We start from the raw sequence: 12,995 nt of genomic DNA, 5'->3' as shown, positions 1-12,995 counted from the left end.
GCTGAGTTGTCGACATGGGTCACCGCCGGAATCTCGGACCGCGCGACCCGGAGCTTGTCGAACCCCCGGGCATTGGCTTCGTCTTCGGTGAGTTCGGCCAGCCTGCCGTTGCGCACCTGGGCAACCAGCAACATGTACGGACTTTCGCGGTCGAGATCGAAATACCGGTCCACATACTCCGCCAGCACCGACGGCGCGAATGGCCGGAAAGACTCCCGGTACTTTATCTTGCGGTTGAGCAGCGACTGCATGGCCGGCGAGCGGGCATCGCCCAGAATGCTGCGCGCACCCAACGCGCGCGGCCCGAACTCCATGCGTCCCTGAAACCAGCCCACGACCTTGCCGCGTTCCAGGAGTTGCGCCACGGTATCGCACATCGTCTCTTCGTCGACACGTTCGTAGTGAATGCGCTCTTCCTGCAGGTAGGTCTCGATGGCCTCTTCGCTGAACCCGGGCCCGAGATAACTCGCCTTCTGGCGGCGGCTGTCGGCGTGCCGCTCGTTTCCGAGCAGTTGGTGCCACGCAAACAGGGCCGCGCCCAACGCCCCGCCCGCATCGCCCGCCGAAGGCTGGATCCAGATGTCTTCGAACGGGCTTTCCCGCAGCAAACGGCCGTTGGCCACGCAGTTCAGGCCCACGCCGCCGGCGATGGCGAGATGCCGCATGCCCGTTTCCCGGTGGATGGCCTTCGCCATCCGGAGCATGACTTCCTCGGTCACGATCTGCACCGACCGCGCCAGGTCCATCTCACGCTGCGTAATCTCGGTTTCGGCGCGCCGCGGAGGCCCGCCAAACAGTTCCGCGAACCGGTCGTTCGTCATCCGCAATCCGCCGCAGTAATCGAAATAGTCCATATTCAACCGAAACGACCCGTCTTCTTTCACATCCATAAGATGCTCGAGGATCGCTGCCGCGTACTTCGGCTCGCCGTACGGCGCCAGCCCCATGAGTTTATACTCGCCGCTGTTCACCTTGAACCCCGTGAAATACGTGAACGCCGAATACAGAAGCCCCAGCGAATGCGGAAAGTTGATCTGCTTGAGGATCCGAACCCTGTTCCCCTCCCCGATTCCATAGGTCGACGTGGCCCACTCGCCCACGCCGTCCAGGGTCAGGAACGCCGCCTCCTCGAAAGGTGACGGGAAAAACGCCGACGCCGCGTGGGCCTGATGGTGCATCGTATAAAGAACCGGCCCCTCGTATTCCAACTGTTTGCGAATGATGTTGTGCACAAACAGCTTCTCTTTCAGCCAGGACGGCATCTGGGTGAAAAACGAGCGAATCCCTTTGGGCGCCACGGAAAGGTAGGTCAGCAGAAGCCGCTCGAATTTCACGAAAGGCTTGTCGTAGAAGACCACGTAGTCCAGGCCGCCGGCATCGATGCCCGCTTCGTGAAGGCAATACTCGGCCGCGCCCGAGGGGAAACCCGGGTCATGCTTCTTGCGGGTGAACCGTTCCTCCTGTGCTGCCGCGACAATTTCGCCGTCCCGCACGATTGCCGCAGCACTGTCGTGGTAGAATCCCGAAAGGCCGAGTATATGCATAAAGGCCAAACCTCGCGACAAAGATCGGAGCCGCCAAGGTTGAATCTATCCCATTGAGACAAATAGTATCAACTCGCTCCGCGATTTCCCGCGCCGCGCGTGAAAATGAAGAAGCCCTTGCGCGAAGACCGCCCGCGTGTTTTTTCGGCGGGGCGCGCCTGCGAAGCCCGAACGACACGCCCGTAAACGGAGGAGTGTTCCGATGCAAAGAACGACGATTGCAGCCTTGGCGCTGCTGACGCTGGCCGCGGCCGGATGCCAGACCACCGGCGGAGATATCCTGAGTGTTCCAACCGCCCGCGAATATGCCGAGCTGGAACGGGTCGACATCGACACGGCCAGGGCCAAAATCGAGGAGGCGCGCAGCCTGGGCGCCGCCGCCTATGCGCCCTACGAATTCTTCTCCGCCCAGTACTATCTCGATATCGCCCGCCAGCAGAGGCGCGCCCACAACCGCCGTGGCGCGTGGGATTACGCCGATCTCGCCCTGAACATGGCCGAGGCGTCCATCCGGGCCATCCCCGAGAACCAGCGCGTTCCCGTCACGGCCGAACCCGCTCGAGACCCGGCAACATGTCAGGCGGAATTCGGGCGGATAAAGACGCGCTACCTCGAAATCGACCAGGACAAGGCCAAGACAACCGCGCCCCTCTTGTACGCCCAGGCAACGGCCCGTCTCAGCGTCGCCGAACACAACCTCGTGCGAGGCAAGGAATGGCGCGAAGCCGCCAAGGCCCTCGTGGATACCGAAGCCCTCATCGATACCATGTGGCGCCGCGACACCGACGGCGACGGCATTGTCGACCTCAAAGACGCCGAGCCCCTGTTGCCGGAAGACCTGGATGGATTCGAAGACGGGGATGGCGCGCCCGACCCGGACAACGACCAGGACGGCATTCCCGACAGCGTCGATCTCGCTCCCCTCGAACCCGAAACGCGCAACCGCTGGCGCGATTTCGACGGCGCACCGGACGAATATCCCAGGTTCGAAGCGATCCCGTTCGCCCGCGGCAGCACGACTCTTGACGCCACCGCAAAAGGATACCTGCGCGGTATCGCCCAGTTGTTGACCGAGTGGCCGGAGATCATGGTCCACGTAAAAGGCTACACGGATAACAGCCACTCGCCCAAGTACAACATGGACTTGTCCCGGCGGCGCGCACAAAAGGTGCAGCAATATTTCATGGAGCAGGGCATTCCCCCCGAGCGGCTGATCGTGTCCTTCCACGGCGAGGCGCAGCCGGTCAGCGCGAACGATACGGCGGCGGGCGCCGCGCTCAACCGCCGCGTGGAAATCGTGTTGGAATAGCCGGGACACACAGAACGGAGCATGGGCTGGAGGCATCAGCTGGCGCCATGACCGCCGGGTTCTTCATTGCAGCGTTAGGGGACCCAGATCCGTTTTACCCCCGGGAGACAGACGCACGCTCCCCAGCTCGAGCTGTCCGCTCGTGACGGCCTTGACCTTCACCGTGTATTCGCCTGGAGGCACGAGCGCGAATTGCACCCGGCCGTTCTCATCGGTATTGCCTTCGGCCGGCCACCACGCGCCGTGCACCCCGTGAAACATCATGAGCCCCACGTTCTCGTTCGCCGCGGGATTCTGGTTGGCGTCAAGCAGCGTCATGGCAAGCGTAGCGCCTTCCACCATCGTGATGGTCATGGTCTCGGTCGTATCCCCCGTGGGAGGCAGCACTTCGTAGAAATTGTTGGGGAACATGCGCAACGCCGGGTCCCACGCGCGCACATAGAGGTGCCTATCGCGCGGCAACGACAGCTCGCTCGTCCCGCCGGACCCCGTAAGTTCCCCTTGCACCACCGGCTTCTGAAATGCGTTTGGGCTGTCCGTAGCGAGCGGAAGCATATTGGCGAGGGGACGGCCCTCCAGATCCACCACCATGACGGGCGCCCGGGTAAACCGCTGCATCTCCCCGGAAACCGGCCCGCCCGCGCCGGTTTGAGCCATTTCCGAAGGCTCTGCACGCTGTGGCGCCGTTTCCTCTTCTCCGCAGCTGCCGAGCACGAGAAGAAGCGCGACGGCGGCTGGGAGCGCTCTCTTCATGCGGTGTCCTCGCCGCCCGACAACAACTGCTGCTCGTACAAGCGGCGGTATATGCCGCCATTCGCGAGAAGTTCCTGATGCGTGCCGAGTTCCGCGATACGGCCCTCATCCATCACGACAATCCGGTGGGCGCGCTGCACGGTCGCCAGCCGGTGGGCGATCACGATGGTCGTGCGGCCCTCCACGAACGCCGCCAACGCCTTCTGTATGGCACGTTCGCTCTCGGAATCCAGGTTCGAGGTCGCTTCGTCCAAGATGAGTATCGCAGGGTCCTTGATGATGGCCCGGGCAATGGCCAGCCGCTGGCGTTGGCCGCCGGACAAGGTCGCGCCACTTTCTCCAATAACCGTGTCGTACCCCTCGGGCAGCGCATCGATGAACCCGTCGGCATAGGCGGCCCGTGCGGCTGCGAGCACTTGCCCGGCGGTATAGTCTTTGCGTCCGAACGCGATATTGTCGCGCACGGATTCGTTGAACAGGATCGTCTCCTGGGTAACGATGCTGATCTGATCGCGCAGGCTCGTGAACGATACGTCCCGGATGTCGACGCCGTCGATCTTCACGGCCCCCTCCGTTACGTCGTAGAAACGGGGCAAGAGTTTCACCAGCGTGCTTTTTCCCGCGCCGCTGAACCCCACCAATGCCACCATCTCGCCCCTTTTCACCTCGAGATCGATGCCCCGCAACACTTCGGTCCCCCGCTTATAGGCGAAGTGAATATTCTCAAAACGGATGGAATTGGACAGCCTCGGCAGGGCGCGCGCCCCGGCCTTCTCGACGATTTCCGGTTGCATGTCGATGAACTCGAACACGCGTTCCGCGCTCGCCACGCTGGTCTGGATCTGATTGTTCACCGTCGAAAGCTTCCGCAGCGGGTCCAGCATCAGGGCAAACGCGAAGATCAGGCCTGCGACGTCGCCCTGGCTCATCTCCTGGCTCATCACGCGCGCTCCCGCAAACAGCACCAGCGCGGCCACGCCGAGAATCAACACGAATTCGACCACCGGGCCGACCGCTGCATCTACCTTCACCATCTTCACGAGATACCGGCGCAGTTTGGCGAATTCGGCGTTCGTGCGTGCGATCTCGTAAGCTTCCATGCAGAAACCCTTGACTATCGCAATCCCGTTGAACGTCTCCGACGCCACCATCGCCATCGAGGCCACCTTTTCCAGGGACCGCCGCACGCTCTTCTTGAACTTCCGGCCGAGTTGATAGATCGCGGCGGCAACGGGCGGCAGCACGCACAATCCGATCAGGGTCATCAGCGGATCGATTGTGAACGCCGTAATCATAAAGAAGACCGCCTTGAACGGCTCGCGCATGAGTTTCACGAATACGCCCGACAGACCGCGGTTCACCTGAAATATGTCGTTCGCGAATCGGGCGATCAGTTCCCCGGTAGGGTGTTTCTCAAAGAACCCGAGCGACAGGCGCATGATGTTCGCGTACATTTCCTGCCCCAGTTCGACCGAAATGTTCGCTCCTATCGTCCCCGCAAGATACTCCTGGAGAAAACGCGCAATACCTGCTACCAGCGACAAGCCCACGAGCAAGAAGCACGCCACTTCAATGGCATACATCGGCCGGGCCCGCATGCCCGCAATAACATCATGGACGCCCTGGCGGAGGGCGATCTCATCCATCCCGTGCGCGAACTCGAGCGGTTTCAACGCCGAAACCACCCGGGGCGCGTATTTCTCGGTTAATTGGTCTGTTGCCCGCGCCTCAGCCTGCTCGATCGTCTCCTTGGCGGCTCCGGTGTTCCCGAGCGGCTCGGGCGGGCTCAGCGACACATCAACCACCGCCGCTACGCCCACAATCATCGAAGTGAACGACCCCGCAACGAGCAGGGCGAACAGAATCGACACCGCAAGGCGTCCCTTGTAGCGCAGTGCATAGCCCAGCAACCGCCTATAGACGGACCACACGCTTGTCCTGGGCGGAGTCAGGTTGCGCGGGTTGTAATTGGGGTCTTCGCTGATCTCGATCATGAGCACATCCGTGGTAGCCGAAACACATCAAGCCAACGGATGCTAACATAGCACTTTAGGCCAATCAAAACCCCGCACCCGTTCCCCCGGCGATAAGCCCGGGCAGGCCACGCCAGCACTGAGCGCCGCTCGGAGCTGAACCGGCGCACAAAACCTCCGGCGCCCGGCGCCTGTCCCGGGCGCCGGAGGACGTGCATTACTTCGAGTAGGCCTTGATGACTTTCACGAGCGCATGGGCGATCTGGCGCATGTCATCCTCGGTATAGGTGGGGAAGGCAAAACAGGTAAACGTGTGGCTCTGATGCCAGACGGCGTTCGGCACTTCGACCTTGGCGTAGTCGACGCTTTCGGGCTCGGCGTATTCCTTCGAGGTGAACGGGAAACCCGAATCTCCGAAGCCCCGCTTCTTCGTGAACGCCTTTTCCGTGTGGCATTGCGGCCAGAACACCTTCCAGCATGGAGCGCCCTCGGCGCCGGCCGCTTCGACGAACTTGTTGATGTCGCACGCCATGTTCTCGATGTCGAGCGAGAACGCCATCACGAACCAGCCGTTCTGGCGTTCGGCCGTGTCGATCGGCCCATACAGAACCTGCGGCAGCCCCTCGAGCGCGTCCATTACAATATGGGCGTTGCGGCGCCGGGCCGGCATGTTCCACGAGTCGATCCGGTCCAATTCGGCCAGACCGATCACCGACTGCATTTCAGTCATGCGGTAGTTCCAGCCGACGCGGTTGTGGATGTACGGCAGCTTCTGTTCGAGTTCGAGCAGGCTCAGGCGCGCTTTCACATCGTAACCGTGGTCGCGGAAACTCCGCGCCTCCCAAGCCAAATCCTCATTGTCCGTAGTGACCATACCGCCTTCGCCGCCCGTCGTGAAGGTCTTGTTCTGGCAGAAGCTGCACGCCGCGATGTCTCCCAGGGCGCCGGTCTTCCTGCCTTTGTATACGCCGCCGAACGCCTCGGCATTGTCTTCGATCACGAACAGATTGTGCTTCTTCGCAAAGGCGTTGATCTCGTCCATATCCGCGACATTGCCGTACAAGTGCACCGGCATGATGGCCTTGGTGCGCTTGTTCACGAGCTTCTCGGCGGACTCCACGCTGATGCAGTGGTCCTCCAGGTTGACGTCGGCAAACCGCGGAATGGCGCCCGCCTGACAAATCGAAAAACTCGACGCGATGAACGAGTAGCTCGGGACGATGACCTCGTCGCCAGGCCCGACGCCCAGCGCCGCCAATCCCACGTGCAGGGCGGATGTGCCCGAGTTCACGCTGATCGCGTATTTGCTGCCTTGCCACTTCGCAAACCGCTCCTCGAACTCGCGGCCCTTCTTGCCGGTCCAGTAATTGACTTTCCCCGAACGCAACACTTCCTCCACCGCTTTGATTGCCGCTTCGTTGAACTGCGGCCAGGGGGCCAGTTTGTTGGTAACCGCCTTTTGCCCTCCGTCAATGGCCAATTTCTCGCTCATGATCGCCTATCCTTTTCCTTGTTTCAGTTTCCCCGCTTGAGCATGGAAACACCCCAACCGGGACCGAACGAACCCTATGCCCCCGATTCTGCATCAGAACGCGTGCGAACCGCAAACCCGAGAGTTTGAAATCCCGGGATTCAGAACGAATACCGGGCTGTGGCGTACACGTTGGTGTTGTCTTCAAACTGCCCAAAGAAGGTGGCCCGATTTTCGCCGAAGAACACGTTGCCCCCACACTCGACCGTCCAGTGGTCGTTCACCTTGTAACTCACCAGGGGCCGCAGGTACGTATCCACATCGCTGGGGCTGAAGAACGCGAACAGCGAGAGCGTCAAGTCCTGTCGCATCAGTAGTTTCGTCAGCCGCACCGTGAACAGGTGGCGGTCCTGGTCTCGCGCATCCATGATGAACGGCACGAGCGAATTGCGGTAACTGCTGTAGTCCATCATGTGCTCGAGATAGTACTGTACGCCGCCCGTGAATTCCTTGGCCAATTCGCGCTCGTAGCCCAGCAGGAGCCGGAACTCGCTGTTGTTGACGAATGGGTTGCCGCCGCCGCGGTCCTGGCGCGAGTCGTAATACGCCATCTCCACGTTCCCAATGCCCTTGAAAATGTTCCCGCGCAAACTCGCCCCGTATACGCTCAGTTTCGGGAAACTGGCCTGCATCGGGGGAAAACGCTGGCCGCCCGGACTCTTCCAGTACCCCGAATACGCATAGAACGCCAGCTCCGCTGAGCCCACCATGCGATACAGACGCAGCGCAAACTCGTCATCCTCGAACCACGTGCTGGGTGCGTTGTAATCCGCTTGGTGGTCCGAACCCACCGTGCGCCCGAACAGCCCGTTGTAGAAACTCAGGCGTTCGCCGGTGATAAACCGGTCGGGATCAAACTGAGGGGTATAAACGAAATCGATATTGATCCAGTCGGTGAACCACGTCGTGCGGATAGCGTCCGACGGCGCCTTGAGATACTCGACGTCGCGCCCGCTCAAGAACGCTTGCCAATCCTTCGGGAACAGGTCGTTGAGGAACAACAAATCGCCCGTGCCCCAGGTCAGCACCTGGCGGCCCAGGCGCACGTCAAGGAAACTCGCGGGCGACAGCGTGAGGGACAACTCGCGCAAATCGTAATCGCCCTGTTCGAGTACCGCGTCGCCAATAAAATCGCCCCGGTACTTCAACACGACATTGTTCCATGCCTTATCGGCCTCGAGTTGAAGCCGAAGTTCGCCCAGCGTGGCGTCTTTGGACTGCGCCGGGTCGTTCTGCGTGCGGACGCCCCCGCGCACGTCCCAGAACCCGTGCAACCAGTTGGGCCGCAGCTTCTTGGGCCGCTCCTGTTCACCGGCAGCGGCCTGTTCGCCGGAGACCGTTTTCCCGAGGCCCTCCGGCAACTGAGGTCCCTCTGCCTCTGCATCGGGCGCTGCGGGAGCCGCCGGTCTGCTGTCCAGACCCTCGGGCAACGCGGGCCCGGCAGGTTCGTCGGTGCCGAGCCCTTCCGGCAGCGCGGGCCCCTGGGCGTCTGCCTTGTCTTGGGCCTGTGCTGGCTCATTAAGACCTTCCGGCAGCGCGGGCGCCTCATCCCCCGCCGATGCTGCCCACGCGAAAAGAACGACAGCGAACGCCGCGCTCGAGACAACAAGAAACCGTCGTGATGGCCTATTGACAATTGTCATGATTGCATACCCGTATTCAGTGCGCCTCTTTATCCTGAAAGAAGACCGGCACTAGAGTACCCGGAAACCGCGGCGAATCCAAGAGACGAACGGGCGCAGGAGCCATCAAGGCAGGCATCGAGCCCGCGGGCCGTTGTGTTTTGGAGACCTTCGGTCGTGAGAGTGGCGCGGTCGGGAAACCGCGCCACAGCGGGGGTTTGCGCCCTTGTTTGCGCCCTTGTTTGCGCCCTTGTTCGCCCAATTGACTGCGTCTGCGGGGTTTATTACACTCTGTGGGGTGGGGAGGCCGTGTTGCGGAAGGCCAGCCTGCATCGGGAACTTTGCAGTTCGTGAAACCCCCATGGCGCTGAATGTGTCCTATGGTCATGATGGGGAATAGCGCGCCCCGGGTGTGGAATGAAACGTCTAGAGGGGAGTCTGATGAACAGCCTGCGTGTGATGTTCGCGGGGACGATCCTGTTGATTCTGGCGTCCGCTGGGACGGTCCGTGGCGACGAACGTCTGCATCTGGCCCAAGCAGAAGCGGCGGCATCTTCTCCGGAACCCGAGAGGACGCAGGAGGCACAACCCGGCCCCGAGGAAGCCGCGGAATCCGCCCCTCCGGAGGCCAGCGAGGCAAACCCCTACGTCGCGCCGCGCTTCGAGCAGAAGATAGACTTGGAAGCGATCGAACTCGAACCGTTTTATGAGAAGCTCGCTGCGAAGGCCGCCCGTGACGAAATGCCGTTGACGCTCGAGGAGTGCATCCGGCGCGCGCTCGAATCCAATCTGACAATTCAGATAGTATCTTTCAGTCCGCTGAAATCGGCGGCGGACATCATGGCGGCGCGCGGTGAATTTGATCCCATCGGGTCGGGAAGCCTTACCTACACGGAGGCCCAACAACAGGCGTCATCTCAAGTCTATGTGTTTGGCGGCATTTCGCAGATTGAAGACTACCTCACGAGCGGCAAGGCGGGAATCTCGGGAAAGCTTCAATGGGGCACGCAATATGACGTGTCGCTCATGGTCGAGACCGAGGAAAGCACCTTCAACTACTTCATCAAGGAGTGGAGCGGGGGATTGACCCTCTCCCTTACCCAGCCGTTGCTGCGCGGGCGCGGCAAGGCCGTGAACCTGGCGCGCGTGCGTATTGCCCAGAATGCCGAGGAGTCGGCCGAAAACCAGCTCAAACTGCAAACGATGAGTTCGGTTGCCGAAGTCGTTAAGGCCTATTGGGACCTTGTTGGCGCCATCGAGCAGTTGAAGGTGCGGCAGAGCAGCATGGCGAACGCCGAGCGGTTACTCACGCTGAACGAGAAGCGGCTCGAGATCGGGGTGGGCGCCGCCATCGACGTGGTCCAGGCCCGCGCGGGCCTGGCAGCGCGCCAAAGCGACGTGATTTCGGCCATGGGTACGGTCGGTGACGCGACAAACCGGCTTAGGAATCTGCTCAATGTGCAGCAGGGGGAACCGCTGCAGGAACGCCGGATCGTGCCCGTAGACCGGCCCCGCCCCGACGATTCCGAGGTGAATATCGACGAGAGCCTTGGGCGCGCGCTCGAGATGCGTCCCGAAGTGCGTTCCGCCGAGTTGGCCATCGAGAGCGCCCGGATCAACAAGACCGTGGCCAGGAATAGCCTGCTGCCCCAGCTGGACATCGGCGGCTCCGTGTCTCAGGGCGGCCGCGGCCCCGACAAGAACGACGTGTTCGACGGCATCAAGGACCGCACCGACAATTCTTACACCATCAATATTCAGGGCTCGGTACCCATTGGCAACCGCACGGCGCGAGGACAATACCAGCGCTCTCGCATTGAAGTGAGCGAGGCCGAACGGCAACTCGACAAGGCGCGTCAGGACATCATGCTCGCCGTTCGCACGGCATACATAACCATCGAGACAAACCGCACCCTCGTCGAAAGCAGCAAGCAGTCGCGCAAGCTGCAGGAAGTCAACGTGTCGGCTGAAGAGAAGCGCCTCGAACTCGGTCTCACCTCGAGTTACCAGGTGTTGGATATGCAGGACGACCTCACCGCGGCCCAGAGCCAGGAAGTGCAGGCCACCATTGCCCTCGAGAAGGCTTTCGTTGACCTTCGGCTTGCGGAGGGCTCACTGTTGAACATGCTGGGCATCGAGTTTGTCGCGCCGGAACCCGAGCCCACGATCGGGTTCGTTCGCAGCGTAGTTCCTTTCATCGACAAAGAATAGTCTTGGCTGGGCTCGAGCGCAGGCGTTCGGCGCGGCCCCGCCATTACCCCTTCCACGGGAAAAGGAAATCTCGAAAACCCCGGTTCAAATAGTCGTCTTCTTCATCGGAAGGATACGGAGGCCGGTCCTGTCTGGCGCCGGTTTCCGCGGCCCTGGCCGCGTACTTGCGCGCCAGCATCTCGTACGCACTGCCGGTCAAAGCGGCGAACCCGGGCCCGTACAGGAAGATGAATACCGGGAAGATTGCAAGACATACGGCCGTGAGCGTCAGCACCTGAAAAGCCAGGCCCAGCGAGAACAAGGGATTGCCGAGAACCAGGAGGGCTGTCAGCTTGAGGGTTTCGTAGATGCCTGCTTTCTTCTGCACCAGGGCCGGCAGAACGAGCAAGCCCATCAGCGCGGCAAACAAGAGGCACCAGAGTGCGAGGCCGCTGATGGCATAGCCAAGCCATGGCGCCGTGTCGCGAAGCTTGGCGGCGTAGAACCACGTGCTGGTGCCCAGGCTGGCGGCGGCAAATACGAAGAAGAGCCCGATTGCCACGGCGCGCACCGCGTACAGCTTGATGCCGCGAAAGAAGTCGCCGATGCTTCCGTCGCGTTCGTCGATCAGGACCTTGATGAAGTATGCCAGTCCCGCGCTGGGGACGGGGAGGATGATCCCGAACGCGGCCAGCGCCGCAGGTATGCCGATAATGGCGCGCACCCCGGGCTCGCCGCTGAAGAGGCCAACCAGGGCAATCCACCCCGGCACAAACAGCGCCACGGACCATAGAAGCCCAACGACGAGGAACTTCCCGAGGTGGTCGTAGGTGATCCAGAAGGCCATTTTCATCGCGCGTGCGAGCATGAAGCTATCCGGCCGGCCGGCACAAGAACGGCTGTTTCGATCAATAGAAAACGCGGACGCGGCTTTCCTTGCGCAATTCCTGAACCCACTTCTTGTAACGTTCCGCGGCGACTTGAGCGCGCAATTTGGGTTCGATGTCCTTGCGCACGTCTTCCAGCGTGGCCTGGCCCGCGTCTTGCCGTTCTTCGACTTTGAGGATGTGGAAGCCGCCGGGGCTTTCGAGGACTTCGCTGATGCCGCCCACAGGCAACGTGAACGCGGCTTCCTCGAGAACCTGCACCAAATCGCCCCGCACCACCCATCCGATGACGCCGCCCTGTTCCGCACTGGGCTCTTTAGAGTACGCTTTCGCGACCGCGGCAAAATCCCCGCCCTGCTTCAGCTCGCTCAGAATCTCTTCCATCCGCGCTTTGACGGTGGCGCGCTCGTTCGCGTCGTTGGAAGCGGGCAGGTAGACCTGGCTGACGCGCACGCGTTCAGGCCGGGAGAATTCCTTTTCATGGTCCTCGAAATACTGGGCAACATCCGACTCCGACACCACGACTTCCTTTTCGAACTCGTTCTGCTTGCGCACCGCCATGGCCCGGGCAAGGGTCTGTTTGCGGATACGGACGCGCAGGTCGCCGAGCGTCTCGCCCGACGCCTCGAGTTCCTTGTTGAACTGCTCGGGCGAATCGTAGCGTTTCCTCATTTCCTGGAGCCGTTCGTCGACGCGTTCTTCGTCGAACTCGATACCGGTGCGCACGGCTTCCCGCAGGAGGATCTTGGTCTCGATGGCTTGGTCGAGCGCCTCGCGGATGAGTTTATCGGCGGCCCGACCAAAAGACGCCTGGTCCGCCGAGGACGCCTGGAGTTCAGCCAGACCGGGGGCAATCTCCATCATGACCTCGCTCAAAAGGATCGCCTCGGTATCCACCGTCGCCAGGATTTGGTCCACAATCTCCGCATGAAGAACCGGCACCGCCGCTACGAACATCACCACAAGCACTTGCAGGGTACGCACCTTCGGCTTCCTCTTCGTTTCGGTTCGGGGCATGGAACCTTCGGAAAGGCTTCCAGGGTTTACAGTTACCGCCCGGCTGCACGCCGTGCCCCAACAACCCTGCAGCATAGCACATGGTCTGGCCCTGTGCAACCGGCCCGGGCCGCATTGTCAAACCACAGTGATAATGTCCTCTTGCGTCCCCATTAGAAATGTCCTCTGA

Annotated in this window: 9 protein-coding genes; 2 read left to right on the top strand and 7 right to left on the bottom strand. The window is 61.5% G+C overall.

The window, feature by feature from the left end:
* The coding region (locus PLJ71_21260; protein HQM51218.1) for a carbamoyltransferase N-terminal domain-containing protein at positions 1–1,544 on the bottom strand (1,544 nt) is incomplete at its 3' end.
* Positions 1,545–1,746: 202 nt separating this feature from the next.
* Between PLJ71_21260 and PLJ71_21255 the strand changes: the two genes are divergently transcribed.
* Positions 1,747–2,853 carry an OmpA family protein gene (locus PLJ71_21255; GenBank protein HQM51217.1) on the top strand — a complete coding sequence of 369 codons (1,107 nt, stop codon included), beginning with the start codon at positions 1,747–1,749 and terminating at the stop codon, positions 2,851–2,853.
* A 63-nt stretch (positions 2,854–2,916) separates the two neighbouring features.
* Here the strand turns inward: PLJ71_21255 and PLJ71_21250 are convergent, their stop codons facing one another.
* The 4 genes from PLJ71_21250 to PLJ71_21235 form a co-directional block, all read right to left on the bottom strand.
* The gene (locus tag PLJ71_21250; GenBank protein ID HQM51216.1) at positions 2,917–3,606 is read right to left on the bottom strand and encodes a hypothetical protein; all 690 of its coding nucleotides are present in this window, start codon (positions 3,604–3,606) and stop codon (positions 2,917–2,919) included.
* A complete protein-coding gene (locus PLJ71_21245; GenBank protein ID HQM51215.1) occupies positions 3,603–5,600 on the bottom strand; it encodes an ABC transporter ATP-binding protein in 1,998 nt (665 codons plus the stop codon). Before PLJ71_21245 ends, PLJ71_21250 begins: the two co-directional genes overlap by 4 nt.
* A 196-nt stretch (positions 5,601–5,796) precedes the next feature.
* On the bottom strand, positions 5,797–7,071 hold the full coding sequence (locus PLJ71_21240; GenBank protein ID HQM51214.1) for a DegT/DnrJ/EryC1/StrS family aminotransferase: 1,275 nt from the start codon (positions 7,069–7,071) through the stop codon (positions 5,797–5,799).
* Between the two features lie 140 nt (positions 7,072–7,211).
* Positions 7,212–8,753: a hypothetical protein gene (locus PLJ71_21235; protein HQM51213.1), complete on the bottom strand. Its 1,542-nt coding sequence runs from the start codon at positions 8,751–8,753 to the stop codon at positions 7,212–7,214.
* Between the two features lie 420 nt (positions 8,754–9,173).
* Here PLJ71_21235 and PLJ71_21230 point away from each other — a divergent pair, with 420 nt between their 5' ends.
* Positions 9,174–10,943 (top strand): TolC family protein, encoded by a 1,770-nt coding sequence (locus tag PLJ71_21230; GenBank protein HQM51212.1) that lies wholly within the window; start codon positions 9,174–9,176, stop codon positions 10,941–10,943.
* A 43-nt stretch (positions 10,944–10,986) separates the two neighbouring features.
* On the opposite strand, the gene PLJ71_21225 is transcribed toward PLJ71_21230, so the two are convergent.
* Both PLJ71_21225 and PLJ71_21220 read right to left on the bottom strand, forming a co-directional pair.
* Entirely contained in the window at positions 10,987–11,790 is an 804-nt protein-coding gene (locus tag PLJ71_21225; GenBank protein ID HQM51211.1) for a hypothetical protein, read from the bottom strand.
* Positions 11,791–11,830: 40 nt separating this feature from the next.
* Positions 11,831–12,793, bottom strand: a complete 963-nt coding sequence (locus tag PLJ71_21220; protein HQM51210.1) for a peptidylprolyl isomerase — start codon at positions 12,791–12,793, stop codon at positions 11,831–11,833.
* Positions 12,794–12,995: the final 202 nt, after the last annotated feature.

The sequence above is a fragment of the Candidatus Hydrogenedentota bacterium genome, from assembly GCA_035416745.1.
In the GTDB taxonomy this organism is placed as follows: Bacteria; Hydrogenedentota; Hydrogenedentia; order Hydrogenedentales; family SLHB01; genus UBA2224.
This window is presented reverse-complemented; position numbering and strand designations above follow the sequence as displayed.